This window comes from Georgenia faecalis, assembly GCF_003710105.1.
Lineage (GTDB): Bacteria > Actinomycetota > Actinomycetes > Actinomycetales > Actinomycetaceae > Georgenia_A > Georgenia_A faecalis.
The window spans coordinates 2,989,621-3,014,780 of record NZ_CP033325.1 but is presented as its reverse complement, the minus strand read 5'-3'; the positions used below and the strand labels follow the sequence as shown (position 1 = coordinate 3,014,780).

At 72.6% G+C, this 25,160-nt stretch carries 11 protein-coding genes; 8 read left to right on the top strand and 3 right to left on the bottom strand.

Going from position 1 to position 25,160, the window contains the following annotated elements; all coding sequences use genetic code 11:
* Nucleotides 1-131 precede the first annotated feature (131 nt).
* Both EBO36_RS13200 and lysS read left to right on the top strand, forming a co-directional pair.
* Nucleotides 132-4,265, top strand: a complete 4,134-nt coding sequence (locus EBO36_RS13200) for a beta-L-arabinofuranosidase domain-containing protein (RefSeq protein ID WP_122825026.1) — start codon at nt 132-134, stop codon at nt 4,263-4,265.
* 57 nt (nt 4,266-4,322) lie between these two features.
* Nucleotides 4,323-5,861, top strand: a complete 1,539-nt coding sequence (gene lysS / locus EBO36_RS13195; protein ID WP_187695817.1) for a lysine--tRNA ligase — start codon at nt 4,323-4,325, stop codon at nt 5,859-5,861.
* Nucleotides 5,862-5,921: 60 nt separating this feature from the next.
* Here lysS and EBO36_RS13190 read toward each other — a convergent pair whose 3' ends face one another.
* Both EBO36_RS13190 and EBO36_RS13185 read right to left on the bottom strand, forming a co-directional pair.
* Nucleotides 5,922-6,590, bottom strand: a complete 669-nt coding sequence (locus EBO36_RS13190) for a uridine kinase family protein (RefSeq protein WP_122825024.1) — start codon at nt 6,588-6,590, stop codon at nt 5,922-5,924.
* A gap of 101 nt (nt 6,591-6,691) precedes the next feature.
* A complete protein-coding gene (locus tag EBO36_RS13185; RefSeq protein ID WP_122825672.1) occupies nt 6,692-7,720 on the bottom strand; it encodes a LacI family DNA-binding transcriptional regulator in 1,029 nt (342 codons plus the stop codon).
* Nucleotides 7,721-8,242: 522 nt separating this feature from the next.
* On the opposite strand from EBO36_RS13185, the gene EBO36_RS15380 reads away from it, so the two are divergent.
* From EBO36_RS15380 to EBO36_RS13125, 6 genes are all read left to right on the top strand, one after another.
* A complete protein-coding gene (locus tag EBO36_RS15380; RefSeq protein WP_164471474.1) occupies nt 8,243-11,470 on the top strand; it encodes a family 20 glycosylhydrolase in 3,228 nt (1,075 codons plus the stop codon).
* Nucleotides 11,467-15,720 (top strand): alpha-L-rhamnosidase, encoded by a 4,254-nt coding sequence (locus EBO36_RS13145; RefSeq protein ID WP_122825023.1) that lies wholly within the window; start codon nt 11,467-11,469, stop codon nt 15,718-15,720. The genes EBO36_RS15380 and EBO36_RS13145 overlap by 4 nt, the downstream gene beginning before the upstream one ends.
* A 92-nt stretch (nt 15,721-15,812) precedes the next feature.
* Entirely contained in the window at nt 15,813-20,345 is a 4,533-nt protein-coding gene (locus EBO36_RS13140) for an OmpL47-type beta-barrel domain-containing protein (RefSeq protein ID WP_122825022.1), read from the top strand.
* A 90-nt stretch (nt 20,346-20,435) separates the two neighbouring features.
* Entirely contained in the window at nt 20,436-21,596 is a 1,161-nt protein-coding gene (locus EBO36_RS13135; RefSeq protein WP_122825021.1) for an acyl-CoA dehydrogenase family protein, read from the top strand.
* 69 nt (nt 21,597-21,665) lie between these two features.
* Complete coding sequence (locus tag EBO36_RS13130) at nt 21,666-22,118, top strand: Fur family transcriptional regulator (protein WP_122825020.1); 453 nt, start codon at nt 21,666-21,668, stop codon at nt 22,116-22,118.
* On the top strand, nt 22,115-23,743 hold the full coding sequence (locus EBO36_RS13125; protein ID WP_122825019.1) for a catalase: 1,629 nt from the start codon (nt 22,115-22,117) through the stop codon (nt 23,741-23,743). Before EBO36_RS13130 ends, EBO36_RS13125 begins: the two co-directional genes overlap by 4 nt.
* A 311-nt stretch (nt 23,744-24,054) precedes the next feature.
* Here EBO36_RS13125 and EBO36_RS13120 read toward each other — a convergent pair whose 3' ends face one another.
* Nucleotides 24,055-25,149, bottom strand: coding sequence for a serine hydrolase domain-containing protein (locus EBO36_RS13120; protein WP_164471473.1), 1,095 nt, complete (start codon nt 25,147-25,149; stop codon nt 24,055-24,057).
* Nucleotides 25,150-25,160 lie beyond the last annotated feature (11 nt).

Below are 25,160 nucleotides of genomic sequence, written 5' to 3'. Positions count from 1 at the left end.
GAGTGTTAGCGGTCACATCGACGCAGTTCCGCACAGGTGATGCGCACGGGGCGCGGGGGCCACGGACGGCCTGCGGGTGACGGTGCGCCCGACCCGCGTGCGCGACGGTGCCACGCACAAGGAGAGACGCGATGGCGCGACGTGGTGTCCGACTGGTCCAGCGAGGCAGCGCGGTGCTGCTCGCCACCCTCCTGGCGGCGAGCGGCGTGGGCCTCGCGGCCTCGCCCTCGATCGCCGACTCCCCGGTGCCGGGGGAGGCCGTCCTCGACCTGCCCTTCGACGGCACCCTCACCGACGCGAGCAGCTACGCCAACCCGGTCGCCGTGCGCCCGGGCGGCACCGCGCGCTACACCGCGGGCGTGTCCGGGCAGGCCATCGAGCTCAACGGCAGCACCGCGCTCAACCTCGGCACGGGCGCCCACCTCCAGCCGCAGGACCTCACGCTCTCGTTCTGGTTCCGCCCGAGCGCGGACATGGGCACGGGGGAGCAGGTCGTCGCCTGGAACAAGACCACCTACAACTCCGACGGCTGGTACCTCTCCTCGGAGAACAACAACCGCCCGCTCGCCCTGTCGATCGGCCCCTCGGACGGCCAGCCGTACAAGGTCTCCGTGCGCACCTCGCGGGCGACGTTCTTCCCGACGAACCAGTGGACGCACGTCGTCGTCGTCTACGACTCCGAGACCAAGGACGTCGCCATCTACCGCAACGGCGTCAAGCAGGTGACCGCCGTCGACTATGCCCCCGGCGGCGCGGCGACCGGCGTCCTCGGCTCGGAGAGCACGTCGATGAAGACCCTGGGCTTCAACGGCCCCCAGTACAACGGCGCCTTCCTGCGCGGGGCCCTCGACGAGTACGTCCTCCACGACGCGGTGGCGACCACGAGCGACGTCGTCGGCCTCTACCGCGAGCACGTGCCGAGCTTCGACCCGGCGGCCGTCGCGCAGTCCGACCTCGATGCGCTCTCCCTGCCCGCCACGGCGGTCACCGACACCGTCGCGCTGCCCGCCCGCGGCGCGGCCGGGTCGGAGGTGACGTGGGCGGCGGACTCCCCGCACTTCGTCGTCGGCGACGACGGCGTCGCGCGGATCACGCGGCCAGCGGGCGAGGCGGTCGACGTCACGGTCACCGCCACGGCGACCTACGGCGGCAGCGGCCCGGTCTCGCGCACGTTCGTCGTCACCATCCCCTCGGTGGCCGGCACGTCCGTCTACCTCGAGAGCACGGAGCTGGCGGACGTCGACGTCCACGACCCCTACCTCGCCAACCTCGCCGAGCTCAACGTCGAGTACCTCCTCAGCCTCGACCCCGCAAAGTTCCTCTACTCCTGGTACGTCCAGGCGGGCCTCACGCCGCCGACCGCCACCGGGTACGGCGGCTGGGAGCGCACCTCCGGGACCCGGTTCCAGGGCCACTTCTTCGGGCACTACATGACCGCCCTCGCACAGGCCTACGCCACGGAGGCCGACCCCGCCGTCCGGCAGCAGCTCCTCGACAAGCTCACCGTCGCCGTCGACGGGCTCGCCGAGGTGCAGGCGGCCTACGCCCTGCGGGACCCCGCCAACGCCGGCTACGTCGCGCCGTTCTCCACCTCCGTCCTCCCGGGCGGCGGCAACGGCCTGCTGGTCCCCTTCTACAACCTCCACAAGGTGCTCGCCGGCCTCCTCGACGCCTACGCCTACGCCCCGGCCGACGTCGGCGGGACGGCCCTGGAGGTCGCGAGCGGGTTCGGGTCCTGGGTGAACGCCTACGCCGGCCGCCTGCCCAACCCGGGCGACGTCCTGCGGATCGAGTACGGCGGGATGAACGAGGCGCTCTACGAGCTGTTCAGCATCACCCACGAGCCGGTCCACAAGCGGGCGGCCGAGTACTTCGACGAGGTCACCCTCTTCCGCCAGCTCGCCGCCGGCAACGACGTCCTCAGCGGCCTGCACGCGAACACGACGATCCCCAAGCTCGTCGGGGCCCTCAAGCGGTACACCGTCTTCACGGACGACCCCGCGCTGTACGCCACGCTCACCGACGCGGAGAAGGCCGAGCTCGACATGTACCGCGCCGCCGCGGAGAACTTCTGGCAGATCGTCGTGGACCACCACACGTACGCCAACGGCGGCAACAGCTACTCGGAGCACTTCCATGCGCCGGACACCCTCCACGACCGCGCGACGAGCGGCGTCACGAGCGGGTACGGGGAGAACTCCACGTCCGAGGGCTGCAACGAGTACAACATGCTCAAGCTCACCCACGAGCTCTTCCGGATCACCAAGGACGCGAAGTACGCCGACTTCTACGAGACGGCGTACCTCAACGCGGTCGTCAGCACGGCCAGCCCCGAGACCGCGATGGTCACGTACTTCCAGCCGATGACGGCGGGGTACGCGAAGGTCTTCGGCAACCCGCTCGACGAGTTCTGGTGCGACCACGGCACCGGCGTCGAGAAGCTGTCCATGCTCGGCAGCTCCTACTACTTCACGAGCCCGACGGCGGTGTACGTCACCCAGTTCCGGTCCTCCACCTTCACCGACGAGGCCCACAACATGGTCCTCACCCAGACCGCCGACATCCCCAGCGAGGACACCGCGACCTTCACGGTCGAGGCGCTCGACGGCGGCGCGGTCGCGGCCGGCACCACCGTGCGCCTGCGCGTGCCCGACTGGGTCGCCGGCGCCCCGACGCTGCGCGTCAACGGCACCGTGGTCGACATCCCCGCGGAGCGCGGATTCATCCCGGTGCTGGTCGAGGCCGGCGACGAGATCTCCTACACGCTCCCGGCGGAGGTCGCCGTCGTCGCCGACACGGAGAACCCGAACTGGGTGGCCTTCACGTACGGCCCGGTGCTCCTCGCCGCCCCGGTGAGCTATGAGAACGTCGGCGCCTCCTACCAGGCGGGCGTCCTCGTGCGGATGAGCACGCCGCACAAGGACGTCGTCGACTCGATCGTCGTGGAGGACGCCCAGGCGTGGAAGGCGGACATCGCGGCGAACCTCGTCCGGATCGAGGACGGGACGAAGCCGAACGGCACGCCGATCATGCGGTTCGCGCTGCGCGGCGTCGACCCGGCGGCCGCCGGCCTCGTCTTCGAGCCCTACTACAGCCTCTACGACGCCCGCTACGCGATGTACCTCAACGTCGTCGAGCTCGACTCCGAGGAGGCGCAGGCCTCGATCCTCGCGGGCAAGGAGCGCCTGCGTGAGGCCGAGGTGACGATCGACCAGCTCACCTCCTTCGACAACAACAACAGCGAGGCCGGGAAGAACGTCCAGTCCAACCGCTCGAGCGTGGGCACGTTCAACGGCCAGCAGTTCCGGCACGCCGAGGCGCGCGCGGACGCCTGGTTCTCCTACGACATGACGGTGGACCCGGACCTCGAGCACAACTACCTCTGCGTGCGGTACTACGGCGGGGACAACGGCCGCACGTTCGGGGTCTACCTCAACGACGTGCTGCTCAAGACCGAGCGGATCACCAACGCCGGCGGCGCGACGTCCTGGTACGTCCAGTGCGACGAGATCCCGCGCAGCGTCCTCGACGACCCGCTCGAGAAGGTGGACTCCTCGGGCAACCCCGTCCTCGACGAGGACGGCAACCCCGTCCCGGTCGTGCGGGTGCGGTTCCAGGGGACCGGCGCGAGCAACGTCGGCGGCGTCTTCGGCCTCTCGATCCGCTCGGCGACGAGCTTCGGCACCGAGGCCGAGCTGTCGGCCCTCACCTTCGACGTCGGCACGCTCACGCCCGCGCTGACCTCCGGGGTCCACGACTACACCCTCACCGTCCCGGCGGGCACCGAGGCGGTCGCCCTGTCGGCGTCCCCCGCGCTTCCCAGCGGCCTCGTCCGGGTCGGCGGCGTCCTCGTCGACGACACGCTGCCGCGCACCATCCCCCTCACCGGGGACACGACGACGATCGCGCTCACGGCCTACGCCCAGGACCACGAGACGTCCGTGGCGTACACCGTGACGGTCGTGACCGAGGACGAGCCGACCGGCCCCGCCGTCTCCGTCACCGCGGACACGCGGTGCGTGGCGGGCAAGGTCGTCACGGCCGCGCGGGTGACGAACGATTCGGCGACGCCGGTCGAGGCGGTCGTCTCGACCCCGCACGGGACGCGGACGGTGACGGTCGGTGAGGACCGGTCGACCTCCGTGACCTTCAGCACCCGCGCGGCGGCGGTGGGGGCCGGTGAGGTGAGCGTGACGGCGACCGCGGACGCGATGATCGGCAGCACGACGGCGACCGCCCCGTACGCGGCCCGGACGTGCCGGTGAGCGGCCCGGCTGGGGGAGGCCGGGGGGCCGAACCCAGCCAGCCGTTACGATCGCGGGGTGACTGAGCCGACCGGACCCGTGGACCTGCCCGACGACGCCGGCAGCGACGTGCCGGAGCAGGTCCGGGTCCGGGCGGACAAGCGTGAGCGCCTCCTCGAGGCGGGGATCGACCCGTACCCGGTCACCGTGCCGGTGACCACCTCCGTCGCGGCGGTGCGCGCCGAGCACGCCGGTCTCGAGGCCGGCGCCGAGACGGACGACGTCGTCGGCGTCGCGGGGCGCGTGGTCTTCCTGCGCAACACCGGCAAGCTCTGCTTCGCCACCCTCGCCGACGGCGAGGGCAACCAGCTCCAGGCGATGCTCTCCGCCAAGGAGGTCGGTGCGGAGTCCTTGGCGGCGTTCAAGACCGACGTCGACCTCGGCGACCACCTCTTCGTCCACGGGCGCGTCATCGCCTCACGCCGCGGCGAGCTCAGTGTCTTCGCCGACTCCTGGGCGCTCGCGGCCAAGGCGCTCCGCCCCCTGCCCAAGACGTACGAGACGGAGTCGGGGGAGCGGGTGAGCCTGTCGGAGGAGGCGCGGGTCCGCCGGCGCTACCTCGACCTCATCGTGCGCCCCGAGGCGCGGGCCATGGTCCGCACCCGGGCCGCGGTGGTGCGCTCGCTGCGTGAGTCGTTCCACGAGCGCGGGTTCCTCGAGATCGAGACCCCGATGCTGCAGACCCTCCACGGGGGCGCCGCCGCCCGCCCGTTCGTCACGCACATGAACGCCTACGACACCGACCTGTACCTGCGGATCGCGCCGGAGCTCTATCTCAAGCGGGCCGTCGTCGGCGGCGTGGAGAAGGTCTTCGAGATCAACCGGAACTTCCGCAACGAGGGCGCCGACTCCACGCACTCCCCGGAGTTCTCCATGCTCGAGGCCTACGAGGCCTACGGCTCCTACGACACCATGGCGGTGCTCACCCGCGAGCTCGTGCAGCGTGCGGCGACGGACGCCTTCGGGTCGACCACGGTGACCCTCGCCGACGGCGAGCCGTACGACCTCGGCGGCGAGTGGACGGCCATCACCCTGTTCGGGTCCCTCTCCGAGGCGCTCGGCGAGGAGATCACGCCGGCGACGCCGATCGAGGACCTGCGCGTTCACGCCGAGCGCCTCGGGCTCGCCATCGCACCCCACGCCGGCCACGGCAAGGTCGTCGAGGAGCTGTGGGAGCACCTCGTCGGGGACGCGCTCCACGAGCCCACCTTCGTGCGCGACTTCCCGGTCGACACCTCCCCGCTCACCCGGGCGCACCGGTCCACGCCCGGCGTCGTCGAGAAGTGGGACCTCTACGTGCGCGGCTTCGAGCTGGCCACCGCCTACTCCGAGCTCGTCGACCCGGTCGTCCAGCGCGAGCGGTTCGCGGCGCAGGCGCTCGCGGCCGCCGCCGGCGACCCCGAGGCCATGGTGCTCGACGAGGACTTCCTCCAGGCCATGGAGCACGGCATGCCGCCGGCCGGCGGCATGGGCATGGGGATCGACCGGCTCCTCATGGCGCTCACCGGCCAGGGCATCCGGGAGACCATCACGTTCCCGCTCGTCAAGCGGGCGTGACCGGCCCGTCCTGACGACCGACGCCGGCCGAGGCGACGCGGCGGGTCAGGAGGCGTCGGGTCAGGACGCGGCGAGCATCTGGCGGATGTCCCGCTCGGCCTCCTCGACCCGGACCAGGCGCGTGCCCTTGGCGGTGAGGTCGGCGATCATCGCCGGCTCGTGCCGGGCGAGGGTGAGCCCGCGCCGGACCAGCGTGAGCGGGGGCTTGCGGGCCTCGCCCAGGTCGCGCATGAGCCGGAACCAGAACGTCTGCATGCGGGGGCGCCACACGCACAGCGCGTCGGCGAGGATGTCCTCCTCCCGGCAGTCGGCGACGAGCTCGGCGGCGAAGATGCCCTCGGCGATGATCACCGGTGCGCCGCCGGTGTCCAGGGTCGTCGTGGCGGTGCGCCGGTTGGTCGGGATGTCGTAGAGCGGGACCTCGGCCCGGCCCGTGCGGGCGAGGGAGAGCAGGGCGGCCAGGGCTCCTGCCCGGTCCCAGCTGCGCGGGTCGTCCCAGTCGACGATGCCGTACCGGCGGGGCAGGTCGGGGTGGTCGCCGTCGAGGTAGAAGTCGTCGAGGGCGACGACCGGGAGTCCCACCCGCCGGGTGAGGGAGGTCTTGCCCGACCCGGACGGGCCGGTGAGCAGGACGATGCGGGTCGTGGCCCGTCGGGTGCCGCTGGGCAGGTCGAACAGGCCTGGCTGGTCGCCGGCGTCCGGTGCGGTCGCGGACTCGCCGTCGGCCATGCTGAGCTCTCCTCACGCCAGTGGAGCCGGGTGTCGGCCCGTGCACCAGGATAAGTGCCGCGGGCGGAGGGGTGCGGCGACCGACGGCGGCGCCGGACGCGTCAGGCGGTGCCGACGACGCTGGAGCGGCGGACGACGAGGTCCGGCTGGAACACCACCTGCCGGGCGTCGTCGTGGTCGCCGAGGAGCAGGTCCGCCGCCGTCCAGCCGATCTGCTGCATGGGCTGGCGCACGGAGGTGAGCGGCACCGTGAGCTCGGCGGCGAAGTGGACGTCGTCGTACCCCACGACGGCCATCTCGTCGGGGACCCGGACGCCCTCCTCCCGCAGGGTGCGCAGCGCGCCGAGGGCCGTGACGTCGTTGACGCAGAACGTCGCGCTCGGCCGGGTGCCGGGGGCCGCGAGGAGCGCCGCCATCGCCCGGGCCCCGTTGTTGGCGTTGAGCGAGTCCATGCCCACCTCGACGAGGTGCTCACCGGGGTCGAGGCCGGCGGCCACGAGCCCCGCGATGACGCCGTCGCGGCGGTCGACGCACTGGCGGATGCTTGGCGGGCCGTTGAGGAAGCCGATGGTGCGGTGCCCCTGGGCGAGGAGGTGGTCGACGGCGAGGCGTCCCCCCGCGACGTCGTCGACCGCGACGGAGGAGAGGTCGGGCAGGGGGCTCATGTAGTCGAGGAGGACGACGTTGGTGCCGCGCTTCCGAATCCGCTCGAGGTTGTCCATGGTGCTGCGGGAGGGGGCGACGAGGATCCCGTCGACGCCCTGCTCCGCGAAGAGCCGCAGGTAACGCGCCTCGCGCGCGGGGTCCTCGTCGGAGCTGCAGAGCATGAGGGTGTAGTCGTCCCGAGCCACCCGGTCCTCGATACCTCGGGACATCTCGGTGAAGAACGGGTTGGCGATGTCGAGGACGACCGCGCCGACGGCGCGCACGTGCCCCTCGCGGAGCTGACGGGCGGAGGCGTTCCGGACGAAGTCCAGCTCCTCGATCACGGCGCGCACCCGGCCGAGCGTGGCGGGGGCGACGCGGTCCGGGCGGTTGAGGACGTTCGAGACCGTCCCCACCGACACCTCCGCCCGCCGCGCGACGTCGGCGATGGTGGCCCGCGGGGCTCCGCGGCGCTCGTCACTCATCTCCACGACCCCTTCATCGCCCTGTCCGTCGAGGCGCCCTCGCCCCGCGGTGGCTCGTCATCCGTCATGGAGGACTGCCTGAATCGATTCATGCTACCCGTTCAGGGGCTGCCCCCGGCTCTGACCCTAAGCGAAGGTCCGGGGGTGGGCCCGGCGCTCGCCCCGCGGGGGACGCCGCTTTTGTTGTCACGAGAAACTTGTCCGGATGTTGTCTGGACCATTGACGGTGGTCTAGTCCATCGGATACGTTCCGCGCCAGTGGAGTGAATCCATTCAGGGCATTGTCGCCACACCGCCCCTGCACCGCCGCCGACGGGACCGGAACCCATGAGCTTCGCCGTGCACCTTTCCTCGTGCGCCGAGCGTGTGCGCCCCGCCCGGCGCCGGGCGGGCCCCATTCTGCCCGCGCGCTAGCGCAGGCCTCCTCACCCCCCCAGCGTGACCAACGAAAGGCATTGACGAATCATGGCAGTTAGGTCGATAGGCCGATGGGCGCTCGGCGTCCTCGGATCATTGGCGTTGATGGCACCGGCTGCGCTCGTCGCCGGTGGCCCGGCGCTCGCCGACGAGGTGGTTCCGCGCGACATCGCCCTCGAGGGCACCGCGACCGCGGCCTCCGTGTACCCCAACCCGCAGTTCGCCGTGGAGCACGCCAACGACGGCGACTCCACCACCCGCTGGGGCTCGGACTACGTCCACGGGAACGAAGAGGCACCCAACCCGCCGAGCGATCACGACCCGTCGAACGACTGGATCCAGATCGCGCTGGCGGAGCCGAGCCCGGTCCACAAGGTGGCCTTCAACTGGCAGACCGCACGCCCGTCGGCGTTCACCATCCAGGTCTCCGACGATGGCGCCGAGTGGACGACGGTGCGCACGGTGAACAACCCGGCGGTGGGGCGCACGGAGTACGTCCTCGACATCGAGGAGACCTCCTTCGTCCGGATGCAGGGCATCACGCCCGCCAACCGGTGGGGGTACTCACTATGGGCGTTCGAGGTCTGGGACGTGGCCGAGCCGCTGCCGGACCCCGCGGACTGGGAGTACGGCACGGACGTCGCCCAGGAGGGGACGGCCACGGCGAAGTCGGTGTACACCGGCAACACGGCGAAGTTCGCCCCGGGCAACGCCATCGACGGTGAGTCGGGCACCCGCTGGGGATCGGACTACGCCCGGACCAACCCGGCCGAGCCGCCGCCCAGCACCTACAACCCGACCAACGACTGGTTCCAGGTGGAGCTCGCCGAGCCCTCCCCGGTGTGGAGCGTCGTCACCGACTGGGAGACGGCGCGCCCGGCGACGTTCGCCATCCAGACGTCGACGGACGGCACCACCTGGACGACCGTGCGCGAGGTGAACGGCCCCGCCGCCGGACGGACCGAGTACGTCCTCGGCCTGGAGGAGCCGGTCTCCTTCGTGCGGATGCAGGGCCTCGCCACGGCGACGACCTACGGGTACTCGCTGTGGAGCTTCCAGGTGTGGTCGGGGCCGCAGGCCCCGGCGGCGCCGGGTGGGCAGGTCCTGCCGGCGCCGGTGTCCCAGACCGACGGCGCGGGTGAGGCGTTCGTGCTGGGCGAGGACGCCCGGATCGTCGCCCCGGAGGGGGCGCGGGCCGAGGCGGAGCTGCTGGCCGAGGACCTCCGTCCGGCGACCGGGTTCGACCTGCCGGTGGTCACCGGTACCCCCGAGGCGGGGGACATCGCCCTGGTCCTGGGGGCCGAGGAGGCCCCCGAGGGTCCGGACCTGGCCACCACCGAGGGGTACACCCTCGAGGTCGCCGAGCAGGGCGTGCGGATCGGTGCGGGCACCACGCACGGGCTGTTCAACGGCACCCAGACGCTCCTCCAGCTGCTCCCGGCGGAGATCACCGGGGACGTGGTCCGGCCCGGGCCGTGGCAGGTGGAGGCGACCGAGATCGTCGACTACCCCCGCTTCGCCCACCGCGGCGTCATGCTCGACCCGGCCCGTAACTTCATCGAGCTGGACGGCGTGCTGGACATCATCGACGCGATGGCGACGATGAAGGGCAGCCGGCTGCACATGCACCTGTCCGACGACCAGGGCTGGCGCATCGAGATCGAGTCCTGGCCGCGCCTGACGGAGATCGGCGGCCCCATGTCGATGCCCGGGGGACGCTCGGGGTTCTACACCCAGGAGCAGTTCTCCCAGATCGTCGCCTACGCCGACGCCCGCCACATCGAGGTGATTCCGGAGATCGACGTCCCGGGCCACTCCACCGCGGCCATCCGGGCCTACCCCGAGCTGGCCTGCGGGCGCACGGACACCGTGTGCCCGGACGCCCCGGTGGTCGCCGAGTTCCTCGATGACGTCATCGGGGAGATCGCCCCGCTGGTGAACTCCGACCTGTTCCACATCGGTGGGGACGAGTCCATCTCGGGCCAGCCCTACATCGACTTCATCAAGCTCGTCGAGGGCATCGTCATCGACCACGACAAGCGCATGGTCGGCTGGACCCCGATCCCCATGGCCGACCTCGAGCCGTCCTCGATCCACCAGTACTGGCGCGACCAGAGCTACGAGGCGGAGCGGGAGTGGTTCGAGGGCGGTAACGACGTCATCCTCTCCCCGACGGCGCGCGCGTACCTCGACTACCCCTACCCCCAGCACAACGCGTTCAGCACGCACGACTGGGACCCGTCGAACGTCATCGACGACTACCGGGGCGTCAGCCTGCAGACCGAGTACGGCCTTCGGGACGAGGACATCATCGGTATCGAGGGCCCGGCCTGGGGGGAGAACAACAGCGGCGGCGCGGTGGACGTGGAGCACAAGGTGTTCCCGCGCCTGGCCTCCCTGCTCGACCTGGCCTGGTCCCCGCAGGAGCTCACCGCCGACTCGCGGTCCTTCCTCGAGCGCCTGGCTGTCCAGGGCCCGCGCTGGCAGTTCGCCGGCACGAACTTCTGGCCCGACCCCAACGTGGCGTGGGAGACCACCGCCGCCGGGACGATCCACGAGATCGACGAGGACGACACCAGCGTGGAGGGCACCGTCGCGACCGTCGCCTCACCGACCCTGCGGGTGGAGGACCTCACCGCGAGCATCGCCTGGGGTGACGGCACCACCACCGCCGGGGTGCTCACCGGCACCAACGCTGCCGGGAAGGTGGGCAACTCCCTGTTCCAGGTCAGCGGCGAGCACACCTACGCCGAGGCCGTCGACCACACCGGCACGGTGACCATCACTGGACCCGGCGGGCAGACCTGGACCGCCCCGTTCCTCGTCGAGGCCCCCGAGGTCGACCCGACGGACCCGCCGACCGACCCGACGGACCCGCCCACGGACCCGACGGACCCGCCGACCGACCCGACGGACCCGCCCACGGACCCGACGGACCCGCCGACCGACCCGACGGACCCGCCGACCGACCCGACGGACCCGCCGACCGACCCGACGGACCCGCCCACGGACCCGACGGACCCGCCCACCGACCCGACGGACCCGCCCACGGACCCGACGGACCCGCCCACCACGACGGACGAGCCGACCGACCCGCCCACGACGGACGAGCCGACCGACCCGCCCACCACCCCGGGCGGCGGCGCCGGCGACGACGACACGACGCCCCCCGCGGGCGACGACGGCCGCACGCCCCCCGGCGGCCGACCCGGCGCCGGTGACGACCTCCCGCGCACCGGCGCCGAGATCGGGGCGCTCGCCCTGATGGTGGCGCTGCTGCTGGCCGGCGGGGCGCTCATCGCCCGCCGTCGCACGGAGGTGCACGGAGCATGACGCACAGGAGCGCGGCCAGGGCGGGCCTTGATCGCCCCACGCAGTGGGTCCGAACCCTCGGGTTCGTCCTGGTCGCGCTCCTCGCGGCCACCATCGGGGTCGGCACCGCCGGCACCGCCTCGGCCGATGCCGCCACCGTCACCGACCTCCAGGTGGAGGACCGGACGACGCCCCTCGGCCTCGAGGAGGAGCAGCCCCGGTTCTCCTGGGTGAGCTCCTCCTCGGAGCGTGGCGTGGTGCAGACGCACTACCGCATCCTCGTCGGCACGTCCGAGGCGGACGTCGCGGCGGGGGAGGGCGACGTGTGGGACAGCGGCCTCGTCGCCTCGGCCCTGCCCTACGACGCCCGGTACGGCGGGCCGGCCCTCGCGCCGGCCACCCGGTACTTCTGGAAGGTCGAGGTCCGCACTACCGCCGACCCGGCCGGCACCGCGAGCGAGGTGAGCTGGTTCGAGACCGGGCTGCCCGCTGAGGAGTGGGACGGCGCCGAGTGGATCGCCGGCCCGCAGCCGCCACGGACGGCCGCACCGCTCACGCTCGACGACGCCCACTGGATGTGGTTCCCCGACGGCACCCCGCCGTCGGCCCCGCAGGGCACCCGCTACTTCCGCGGCACACTCGAGGTGCCCGAGGGGGCGGCGGTCGACGCCGCCGAGCTGCTCATCACTGCGGACAACACCTACCGCGTCCACGTCAACGGCGCGCTCGTCGGGGCCAGCCCCGCCGGGCAGCACACCTGGCAGGGCGCGCAGCGCTACCCGATCGCCCTGGAGCCGGGGACGAACACCATCGCCATCGAGGCCTGGAACGCCTGGGAGGCCAACGGCGTCACGCGGAGCCCCGCCGGCGTCCTCGCCCGGGCCCGCGCGGTCCTGTCCGACGGCAGCACCGTCGTCCTGGACTCCGGCGCCGGGTGGCGCACGCACGACGCCCTCGTCGAGGGCTGGACGGCGCCGTCGTTCGACGACGACGTCTGGAGCAGCACCGTGAGCCACGGGGCGTACGGCACCGGGCCCTGGGGGCGCGGCGTCGCGCTGCCGCCGGCCGTGGGCACGGCCGTCAACGTCACCGGCGCGTCGTGGATCTGGTACCCGGACGGCGTCGCTCCCGCGGCGCCCGAGGGGGAGCGGTTCTTCCGGCGCACCTTCGAGGTCTCCGACGACTCCCCGCTCGTCTCCGCGGACCTCGTCATCACGGCCGACGACAGCTACACCGCGCACGTCAACGGGGACATCGTGGGGACGTCCTCGACGTCCAGCGAGGCCTGGCGCGAGGCGCGCGCGTACCCGCTCGAGCTCGAGCCGGGGACCAACACCGTGGCGGTCCGGGCGTTCAACCGCCGCTTCGCCAGCGGGGCGAACAGCCCGGCCGGCGTCCTGGCGAAGATCTTCCTCCGGTACGCCGACGGGCGGGTCACCGAGATCGTCAGCGACGGCGACTGGCTCTCGTCCCAGACCGCGGGCGGTGACTGGACCGCGACCGGGTACGACGACTCCGCCTGGGCGCCCGCCGTCGTGCACGCGCTCTACGGCCAGGGCGACTGGGGCTCCAACGTCGCCATCGGGACCGGCGTGGCGCCCGCGCCACTGCTGCGCCAGGACTTCACGATCGACGGCCCCATCGCGTCGGCCCGCCTCTACATCGCCGCGGGCGGGCTCGTCGACGCCCGTCTCAACGGTCAGCCGGTGGCGGACGAGGTGCTCTCGGTCGGCACGACCGACTACGAGGACCGCGTCCAGTACGCGACGCACGACGTCACCGACCTGCTCGCCGAGGGCGGCAACGCCCTGGGCCTCGAGCTCGGCCGGGGCTTCTACGGGGTGACCACGCGTACCTCGTGGAACTGGGAGAGCTCGCCGTGGCACGACGAGCCCACCGTCCGCGCCATCCTGCGCGTCGTCCTCGAGGACGGCACCGTGCAGGAGGTCGCCACGGACAACGGCTGGACCACGACGGCCGGCCCGACGCGGTTCGACTCGATGTACGAGGGCGACATGTACGACGCACGCTTCGCCCGCCCCGGCTTCGACCGGCCGGGCTACGACGACTCCACCTGGCGGCCGGCCAGCGTCGTGGACGGCCCCGAGGGCGCCCTCGTCGCCCGTACCCAGCCTCCGGTGCGCATCATCGAGACGGTCGCGCCGACGCAGATCACCAACCCCTCGCCCGGGGTCTACGTCGCCCACCTGCCCCGCCAGATCGCCGGGTGGGCGCGCATCTCGGTCGAGGGCCCCGCCGGCACGCAGGTGCGCCTGCGGTACGGCGAGCGGTTGCTCGCCAACGGCAACCTCGACTCCTCGTCCGGCTTCAGCGGGGGCGACTTCCAGACCGACCGGTACACCCTCGCCGGGACCGGTGAGCCCGAGGTGTGGGAGCCGAAGTTCTCCTACAAGGGCTTCGCCTACGTCGAGATCACCGGCTGGCCCGGCGACGCCCCCACGGTGGAGGACATCGAGGGACGCCTGCTGCACACCGACGTCGCCTCCACGGGGGAGTTCTCCAGCTCGACCGAGCTGTTCGACACCATCCACGACGCGGCCGTCCTCACGGTGCTCAACAACTTCCACCACCTGCCGACCGACACCCCGATGTACGAGAAGAACGGCTGGACGGGTGACGCCCAGCTCGGTGCGGAGCTCTTCCTGCGCAACCTCGACGTCGAGGCGTTCCTCACCAAGTGGCTGCGGGACGTGAGCGACTCCCGGGACGAGCAGGGCCGACCGGCCCTCATCGCCCCGGACCCCGACTGGAACTGGGGCGACGCGCAGGCCTCGCCCACGTGGCACGCGGCGTACGTCCTCATCCCGTGGTGGCTCTACGAGTACACCGGTGACACCGACGTCCTCACTGAGCACTACGAGGGGATCCTCCGGTACGTCCGGCTCGAGCACGCGACCGCCGTCGGGAACATCTCCTCGACCGGCCTGGGCGACTACCTCCCGCCCGACGCCGTGGGGAACCCGCCCGAGGACATGCGCGTGGCCGCCACGGCGTACGTCTACGAGATGACGCAGACGGCCGCGGACATGGCCGAGCTGCTCGGCGAGGACGAGGACGCCGACGCGCTGCGCGCCGAGGCGGAGGAGATCGCCGAGGCGTTCAACGCGACGTTCTACGACGCTGACGCGCACGTCTACACCGACTCGGGCACCGCGGGCTCCGGGTACCGCCAGACCCACAACGTGCTCGCGCTCGCCTTCGGCCTCGTGCCGGAGGGCGACGAGCAGGCGGTCGCGGACAACCTCGCTCGCGACATCGTCGAGGTGCGGGACAGCCACCTCTGGACCGGGGTGCTCGGCACGAAGTACCTCCTGCCCGTGCTCACCCAGTACGGCCACGGGGAGCTCGCGTACACGGTGGCCACGCAGACCGACTTCCCCAGCTGGGGCCGGTGGTTCGCGGAGGGCTCGACGTCGCTGTGGGAGCACTGGGGCGACTACCGCTCCCGCAACCACTACTTCCTCGGGGGGACGATCGACGACTGGTTCTACGAGGACCTCGCGGGGCTGCGGATCCTCGAGCCCGCGTACCGCAGCTTCGCTGTCGCGCCGCAGCTCCTCGGCGGCATGACCCACGCGGAGGCGTCCACGACCACGCCCTACGGGCCCGTCGACGTCGCGTGGGAACGCGCGGACGACGAGCTCGCGCTCCGCGTCCACGTGCCCGTGGGCACCAGCGCGGAGGTGTCGGTGCCGGTCGAGGACGGGCAGTCGGTCCGCGAGGGGGACGTCCCGGCCGACGAGGCCGACGGCGTCGAGCACCTCGGCAGCGGCGACGGCGTCGAGCGGTACCGCGTGGGGTCGGGGGACTACCTCTTCACCACGGCCCAGGAGGACCCGACGGACCCGCCGACGACGGAGCCGCCGACCACGGAGCCGCCGACCACGGAGCCGCCGACCACGGAGCCCCCGACGACGGAGCCGCCGACCACGGAGCCCCCGACGACGGAGCCCCCGACGACGGAGCCCCCGACGACGGAGCCCCCGACGACGGAGCCCCCGACGACGGAGCCCCCGACGACGGAGCCGCCCACGGAGGACCCGAGCGGTGGGGTGGACCCGACGGACGGCCCGACCGGTGGGGTGGACCCGACCGGCGACGGCCCTGACGGACCGGGCGACCCGGCCCGCCCGGGCGACCCCGGGGACGACCTCCCGTCGACCGGGGCAACGATCGCTCCGGTGCTGGTCGCAGGCCTGCTGCTCGCCCTCATGGGTGCGGCGGTCCTGCGCCGGCGCGCCATGTCCTGACCCGCCCCGCGACACGCCTGCGCCCCCGCTGACCGGCGGGGGCGCGGGCGGGTCCCCTCTGCCCTCGTCCCCGTGACCGCCAGGAGCGCGCGATGTCCCGAGCACGTCAGCCCCACGCCCGTCCGAAGGCCCGCCGTGCGGAGGGCGCCCGGACAGGGGCGGCCGCCGGACTGGTCCTCGCCGTCCTCGGCGGCCTCGTCACCACCGCGCCGCTCGCCCGGGCGGCGGACGGAGAGGCGGCCCCGACGCCGTGCTCGGCGCAGGCCACCTCCGACGGCCTCGTCCCGGTCCTCCAGCTCGAGGTGCCGGTGGCGGCGGCGTGGATGGACCGCACGCCGCCCTACTCCTTCGACGGCACGGACGCCGTGGCGGACGGCTTCGACCGCGTGGGCTACTGCCTCGAGACGGTCGCCGGTGACGCCTCCCGGTGGGTCTGGGCCGCGATGGAGCCGTTCACCGACGACGTGTCACGGCTCGGACCCCACACCCGGGCCGGCCAGGTCACCCGCCAGCGCGTGGACGACCTCACGGTCGCCTCGAACGTGGGCAGCGTCCGCACGGGCCAGGGCATGACCGGCTACCTCGAGATGTGGCCGAACACCTACGAGCCGACCGGCAGCCGGCAGGTGGCGAACGCCTCCCCGGCGGTCTACGACGCGGACGACAGTCCCGCCGTCGGCACCCACGGCAGCTTCCAGGTGAGCGCCGTCGGGGACGAGCCGCAGTCGGACGTGCTGCCCACCACCGTGCTCGCCCTCAACCAGTTCACCAAGGACGCGAGCCTCCCGCTCGACGTCGGGATCGGCGCCCCCGCCTCCGGCTCCCCGGACTGGACCTTCGCCGAGAACGCCGACGACTTCTCCGAGCGGACCCTGACGATCTACGCCCGGCCCTCGGTGGTGAGCCTCTCGTCGGCGCCGCAGGACCGCCAGCTCTTCCCGCGGGACGACGACGACGGCGCGGACGTCACCGTCGCCGGCACCGTGACGGACCCGGACGTCGACCGCGTGCGCCTCACCGTGACCTCCGAGGGGGTCAGCGAGGTGGCGGAGCAGTCCGGGCCGGCCTTCTCCTTCGACTCCCGGATCACCGCCGGCCTGCACGACTACGACCTCAGGCTCGAGGCGGTCACCGCCGGGGTGCCGCGGACCGTCGGGCACTGGACGCACGTGGTCTCCGGTGACGCGTACGTCATCCAGGGTCAGTCGAACGCGCAGGCCGCGGCGCACACGGCCGGGTCCACCGTCGAGGAGTCGGAGTTCATCCGCTCCTTCGGTTCCACCACCCCCGACCCGTCGATCTCCGCCGCGGACCGCGCGTGGAACTACGCCGGCGGCGACCTCAGCTTCAACCAGGCGGCCGTCGGCCAGTGGGCCCTGCGGATGGCGCACTCCCTCGTGGAGAGCGAGCGCGTGCCGGTGGCCCTCCTCAACGGTGCCCACGACGGCGCGTCGGTGGAGTTCCTCCAGCGCAACGACGCCGACCCCGGCGACATCCGCACGAACTACGGCCGCCTGCGGCAGCGGCTGGGCGCGGCCGGCCTCCGCGACGACCTCTCCGGCGTCTTCTGGTACCAGGGCGAGCACGAGGGGGAGGACGCCACGCGCCACCTCACCGGGTTCCGGGCGTTGCTGGCCGACTGGCGGACGGACCTCGGGGGCGCGCGCGCGGAGGACCCGGAGTACTACGTCTTCCAGGTGCGCACGACGGGGTGCTTCAGCGTCGCGGGGGCCGCGCTCCGTGACGCGCAGCGCCGGCTCGGGTCGACCGACGGGGTCACGGTGCTCTCCACGACGGCCGTACCCGGCCACGACGGCTGCCACTTCACGTGGCCCGGGTACCGCGCCCTCGGCGACCAGGTGGCCGACACCGTCCGTCGGGACCTCTTCGGTGGCCCGTCCGACGGCGTCGCCGCCCCCAACCCCCTGTCGGTCGAGCTCGCCACCCGCGACGGCGCCTCCCTCGAGGTGCAGCTCGCGTCCGCGACCGACGCGCTCACCGTCGACGACGGCGTCGAGGCCGACTTCCGCCTGCTCGGCTCCGACGCGACCATCACCGACGTCCGCTACGCGGGGGGCGGGCGCCTGGAGCTCGCCCTCTCGCGCCCGGCGCCGGAGGCGACCGGCCTCACCTACCTCGGGCACCTGGGGGACGGCCCCTTCATCAGGACCACCCGGGGCGTGGGGCTGCTGGCGTTCAACGCGCTGCCCATCACCCGACGGAGCGAGCAGCAGTACGCCCTGGGGGAGGTCCTCCTCGCGCTGGACGCCCTGGACACCGCTGCCGCCGGCCTGGCCGCGGACGATGACCTGGCGGACGACCAGCACCGCCACGTCACGGACGCCGTCGACCGCACCCGCGCGTCGGTGGCGGCGGCCGTCGCCACCGACGGTGACCGTGCCGCCCAGAGCGGGCACCTGCTCGACGCGGGCGCGGAAGTGGCGGACCTGTCCCGCTGGGTCGAGGGCGCCGGCCTCGCGCAGCCGGCCCTCGACGAGCTGCGGCCCCGGGTGGCGGACCTGCAGCGTCGCCTCTCCGGCGTCACCGCGACCGCCCTCGGCGTCACCGTCACCGCGGACCCGCTCGACGCGGACGTCGTCGCCGGGCAGGTCGTCGACGGGACGGTCCGGATCGCCTCCCGCGCCGACCAGCCGCTGCGTGACGTCTCCGTCGCCGTCGCCGTGGAGTCCTGGGCGGTCGACGTGCCCGACCCCGACCCGGGCACCGTCCCCGCGGGCGGCTCCGCCGAGGTGCCCTTCACGGCCACGGTGCCCGCGCACCACGAGCGCGGGCCCGTCAACGTGACGACGACCGTGACCTTCACCGTCGAGGAGGGCACCTTCACGCTGACCTCGACACGGGTGTGGGGGTCGGTCGCCTCCCAGGTGGAGATCGGCGCGGTGACCAGCGAGCAGGCGGACGTCGACCCGCCCGACCGCACGACGCTCACGGCGACTGTGACCAACCGGGCGGCCACCGAGGTCCATGGCCACCTCGTGGTGCGGGCACCGGACGGGTGGCGCCAGCCGGTGCCGTCCGCACCGGTGGTGCTCGGGCCGGGCGAGAGCCGGGCCGTCAGCGTGCCCCTGGCCATCCCCCTCGACGTCGTCGCCGGGCCGCACCCGGTCACGGTGTCCTTCGAGCAGGCCGGCGCCGTCCTCGCGGACACGACGGGCCAGGTCGAGGTGGTCCTGCCGGCCCCCCCGACCGGGGAGGTCCTCGACCACGTGGACTTCGGCGACGGCCCCTCGGAGGCGGCGCACGGCATCACGGCCTCGTCCAGCAGCGGGGTGAACGTGGAGGCCGGGCTCACCCGGCGCTACGCCCACAACGGCTTCCCGGGGTCGTGGTTCGCGGTGGACGTCGACGTGGTCGCCGGTGAGCCGTTCGTCCTGCGCGCCATCGAGACGTTCGGGCTCCCTCGGACGAAGAAGTACCACGTCTACGTCGACGACGTCCGGGTCGCGACTCAGGTCGTCACGCGCACCGCGGGTGCGGGTACCGAGGTCTACGACCTGCTGGTGGACGACCCCGAGGTGCTCGACAACGACGGCTCCGTGCGGGTGCGGTTCGAGTACCCGACCGACGCCGCGGGCTTCTTCGACCCGTCGGTCGCCGACCTGTGGGTCCTGCCCCTGGCGGCGGACAGCCAGGCTCCGGACGTCGGCGCGCGCGTCGTCGAGGGGACCATCGGGGACCACGGGTGGTTCCGCTCCCCGGCCACGGTCGCGCTGACGGCGTCGGACAACCGCGACGCGGCACCGCGCGTCCAGCTCGATGCCGGAGCGGGCTGGGTGGGGTACACCGAGCCCGTGGTGCTCGCCGAGGAGGGCCGGCACGTCGTCGCCTACCGGGCGACCGACGCCGCGGGGAACACCGCCACCGGCCAGCTGGCGGTGTCCGTGGACGCCACGGCCCCGGTGACGACGATGGCGGTCGAGCACGCCCCGGGCACGGCGACGGTGTCTTTCGACGCCAGCGACGCCGTCAGCGGCGTGGGCCGCACGGCCTACCGGGTCGACGGCGGGGAGTGGATCACCGCCGGTCCCGAGCCGGTGGTGATCGAGGGGGCGGGGGAGCACCCCGTGGAGTTCGCCTCCACCGACGTGGCCGGGAACCCGGAGGGCGTCCAGCGCGCCACGGTGACGGTCACCGGCGCCGAGGTGCCGACGGACCCGCCGACGACGGACGAGCCGACGGACCCGCCGACGACGGACGAGCCGACGGATCCGCCGACGACGGACGAGCCGACGGATCCGCCGACGACGGACGAGCCGACGGATCCGCCGACGACGGACGAGCCGACGGATCCGCCGACGACGGACGAGCCGACGGATCCGCCGACGACGGACGAGCCGACGGATCCGCCGACGACGGACGAGCCGACGGATCCGCCGACGACGGAGCCCCCCACGGACGGCCCGACCGGCGGGGTAAACCCGACCGACGGCCCGGGCGCGCCGTCGGGAGACCCGGGCGCGCCGGGCCCCGGGCACCCGGGCGGCCGGCCGGGTGACGGACTCCCGGCCACCGGGGCGGGGACGACCGGGCCGGTGCTCGCCGCGGCCCTGCTGCTCGCGCTGCTCGGCGCCGCGGGGGTGCGCAGGCACGTCCTCGCCCGCTGAGGCCCCCTGACGCCCCGTCCCGCCGCCGCGGGGCGGGGCGTCGGCGTGCCGGGGTTAGTGTCGAGTTGGCCCCATCAGCACACCGGAGGGATGACCGTGAGCGCGATCCTCAGCGACGACTTGCTCGACCGGATCCGGGAGCGCGCCCCGCGCTACGACCGGGAGAACGCCTTCTTCGACGAGGACCTCGTCGAGCTCAAGGAGGCCGGCTACCTCACCGCCTTCGTCCCCGCCGAGATGGGGGGTGGCGGCCTCACCCTCGAGGAGATGACCCGCGAGCAGATGCGCCTGGCCGGCGCCTCCCCGGCGACGGCCCTCGCAGTGAACATGCACCACGTGTGGGTGGGGGTGGCCCGGCTCGTCCACGACCGCGGCGACCACTCGCTCGACTTCGTCCTCACCGAGGCCGCGGCGGGGGAGGTGTTCGCCTTCGGTGTCTCCGAGGCCGGCAACGACCTGGTGCTCTTCGGCTCCGCGAGCGAGGCGCGCCCCGACGGTTCGGGCGGGTACGCCTTCTACGGCACGAAGATCTTCACCTCCCTCTCGCCGGGGTGGACCCGCCTGGGCACCTTCGGCACCGACACCACCGGCGACGACGGCCCCCACTCGGTGTGGGGGTTCATCACCCGCGACGGCGGTGGCGTCGAGGTCAAGGACGACTGGGACACCATGGGGATGCGCGCCTCCCAGTCGTGCACCACCGTGCTCACCGGCGCCACCGCGCCCGCCGACCGGGTGGTCCGCCGCATCCCGCCCGGGCCCACGGCGGACCCCTTCATCTTCGGGATCTTCGCGAACTTCGAGATCCTCCTCGCCGCGGTCTACACCGGCATCGCCCGGCGGGCCATCGACGTCGCCGTGGAGACCGTCCACAAGCGGCGGTCGATGAAGAACGGCGGCGCGCCGTACGCGCACGACCCCGACATCCGCTGGCGCCTGGCCGACGCCGCCATCCAGCTCGACGGCATCTACCCGCAGATCGCCCAGATCGCCCGCGACGTCGACGACCAGGTGGACCGCGGCGCGCTGTGGATGCCCCAGCTCTCCGCGGTCAAGGCCCGGGCCACCGAGGCGGCGAAGGACGTCGTCGAGAAGGCGGTGCGGGTCTCCGGCGGGTCCTCCTACTTCACCCGGTCGGAGCTGTCGCGGCTCTACCGCGACGTACTCGCGGGGATCTTCCACCCCAGCGACGACGAGTCCGTCCACGGGGCCTGGGCGAACGCGCTGCTCGGCCCGATCCCGCCGCGCTGAGGTGACGGGGTTCCGTGAGGAGCGCCCCAAAGAGTTGACCCGTTCCAGAAAAGGTGGTGGCATGAGGTCATGCCCACAGCCGTCGACCACCTGCGCGCCGCCGGCCTGCGGGTGACCGCACAGCGCGGCGCCGTGCTCGACGTGCTCAGCGAGGCGAGCGGCGACCACCTCACCGCGGCGGCGGTGGCCGGCCTGGTGCGCGAGCGGCTCGGCGACGTCTCCACGCAGGCGATCTACGACTGCCTCGACGCCCTCACCCGCGCCGGCCTCGCGAGCCGCATCGAGCCCGCCGGCCAGCCCGCGCGCTTCGAGGCGCGGGTCGGCGACAACCACCACCACCTCGTGTGCCGCAGCTGCGGCGTCGTCCGCGACGTCGACTGCGCCGTCGGTGCGGCCCCGTGCCTCTCGCCGGCCGAGGACCACGGCTTCACCCTCGAGACCGCAGAGATCACCTACTGGGGGCTGTGCCCCCGGTGCGCGGCCGAGGAGCAGTACCCCACCACAGGAAGGACCGTCCTATGACCGACCGAGAAGAGCGCGAGACGCTCACCACCCGCCAGGGTCATCCCGTCGCCAACAACCAGAACACCCGCACCGTCGGGTCGCGCGGCCCCGCCACGCTGGAGAACTACCAGTTCCTCGAGAAGGTCTCCCACTTCGACCGCGAGCGGATCCCCGAGCGCGTGGTCCACGCCCGCGGCAAGGTCGCCTTCGGCTACTTCGAGGCCACCGGCATGCTCGGCGACGAGCCCATCGCGAAGTACACCCGCGCGAAGCTGTTCTCCGAGGCCGGCAAGCGCACCCCGCTCGCCATCCGGTTCTCCACGGTCATCGGCGGCCGCGACTCCTCCGAGGCGGCCCGCGACCCCCGCGGGTTCGCCGTGAAGTTCTACACGGAGGACGGCAACTGGGACATGGTGGGGAACAACCTCGGCGTGTTCTTCATCCGCGACGCCATCAAGTTCCCCGACGTCATCCACTCCCTCAAGCCGGACCCGGTCACCTTCCGCCAGGACCCGGCGCGGATCTTCGACTTCATGTCGCAGACCCCCGAGTCGATGCACATGCTCGTCAACCTCTTCTCCCCGCGCGGCATCCCGGCGACCTACCGCCACCAGCAGGGCTTCGGCGTCAACACCTACCGCTGGGTCAACGCCGAGGGCGTCAGCCACCTCGTCAAGTACCACTGGATGCCCCACCAGGGCGTGCGCTCCCTCACCGAGGAGGACGCCGCCGCGATCCAGGCCCACGACACCGGCCACGCCTCGCTGGACCTCCACCAGGCCATCGAGCGCGGCGACTTCCCCAAGTGGGACCTCCTCGTCCAGATCATGAGCGACGACGAGCACCCCGAGCTCGACTTCGACCCGCTGGACGACACCAAGGTCTGGCCCGAGAACGAGTTCCCGCCGCTCAAGGTGGGCACGATGGTCCTCAACGAGAACATCACCGACCACCACACGCAGAACGAGCAGATCGCGTTCGGCACCGGCGTCCTCGTCGACGGCCTCGAGTTCTCCGACGACAAGATGCTCGTGGGGCGGACGTTCTCCTACTCCGACACCCAGCGCTACCGCGTCGGCCCGAACTACCTGCAGATCCCGGTCAACGCCCCCAAGGTCCCGGTGCGCACCAACCAGCGCGACGGCCAGATGGCGTTCTACCAGGACCCCACGGGCAACCCGCACATCAACTACGAGCCCTCGCACGACGGCGGGCTCGTCGAGTCGGACATCCACGACCGCAACGAGGAGCTCGGCCCGGAGCTGCGCGGCCGCCTCGTCCGCGAGCAGCTGGAGCGCCGCAACGACTACATGCAGGCCGGCCAGCGCTACCAGCTCATGGAGCAGTGGGAGAAGGACGACCTCGTGGCGAACCTCGTCGCGAACGTCGGCGCCGCCTCCCGCGGCGTCCAGGAGCGCATGGTCTGGCACTTCCTCATGTGCGACGACGAGCTTGGCTCGCGCGTCGGTGAGGGTCTCGGCATCACCGCGGACGACGTCCGTGGCCTCGCCCCGCTGCCGCACCAGCGGCTCACGGAGGAGGAGCTCGCCCGCCTCGCCAACCTGGGCCACAACGGCCCGCGCGACGTCACCGGGCTGCAGATGACGCACTGCGTGCCTAACGCGCGCGGTCTCGCCGACTGACGCACGGCAGCACCGACGGCCCTTCCACCCTGCGGGGTGGGAGGGCCGTCTGTCGTTGGAGGCGGGGCCGCCATGCCCGACGGCGGCTCCATCCGCCGCTCGTTCCTCGCGGCTCCCGCCAGGCCCGCCACGCCGCCGTCGGGCATGACGGCCCCGCCCACGCAGGCGGTGAGGCTCCGTCCGCCGCTCGTTCCTCGCGGCTCCCGCTAGGCCCGCCACGCCGCCGTCGGCATGATTGCCCCGCCCTGGCAGGGGGTGCGGCTCCATCCGCCGCTCGTTCCTCGCGGCCCCCGCCCGGCCAGGGCCACGAGTCAGGGGCGCGCCGCTCGAGAGATGTGCTCGTTGAGGTAAGCGCCGAGCGCTGCGACCGCGGCGTCGGCCGGATGTGCCAACGGCCAACCGTCGGGCCCCAGTTGCTGATACTTCGTGGTGTTCACGCTTATCACCCAGCTGGCAGACCCATCCGGCGTCGCCATCAGCACGGTCTGCGTCCCGAAGAACGTTCCCTCTGAAGCTAGGTAGGTGCCGGACGGCTGCGTCGTGCGCTGTACGCCCAGACCCATCTCGACCCCGTCGGCGATCGGGATCATCGTGGTCATCTCATCGAGGGCTTCCGGCGGCAGCAGATCCCCTCTCAACAAGGTGGCGGCAAACTGGTTGAGATCGTGGGGCGTCGACACCAGAGCGCCTGCCGTGTAGAGGAACGACGTGTCGTACGCGGTGACGGCGACAGGTGGATCGACAAGCTGGTAAAGGCTGTCGTAGCCCACGCTCGACGGGCTCGGAAGGGCCGTCTTTGCTCGCGGAAAGAAAGTTGACCGTAGTCCAGCGGGTGCGAGCACACGGGATTCGATGACGTCATATGCGCTACGGCCGGTGACCCGCTCGATAATCAGGCCAAGGAGGTGGTAGTTCGTGTTGGAGTACCAGTACTGCTCCCCAGGCGCGAACATCGGCCGGTTCTCGAGGGCCAGTCGCGCCAACCGCTCGGGCTCGAGTGCTCGATCGGCGTGGCGCACCACGGACTCGAGCGACCCCTCACGGATGGAAGGAAACAGCAGGAGCTCAGGTTCCAGCAGTCCGCTGGTGTGATTGAGCAGCTGCCGGACGGTCACGCCGTCGACGTGCGAACCGACGTCGCGTGGCAGCAACCCCGCGGCCGGTTCGTCGAGCATGACCCGTCCATCGGCCACCAGCTGAAGGACGGCGGTCGCCGTGAAGATCTTCGTCACGCTGGAGATCCGGATGTAGCTGTTCGGCTCCATCGCGATGCCGGTCTCGGCGTCCGCAACGCCGGCGGAGAAATGCGCCCCCGCCTGTCCGGGCGACCGCACGGACACGGTGAGGCCGCGGATCCCCGCGCTGACGACGTCCGCGAGGAGGGATTCGATGAGCAACGGTTCCAACGTTCTTCGCT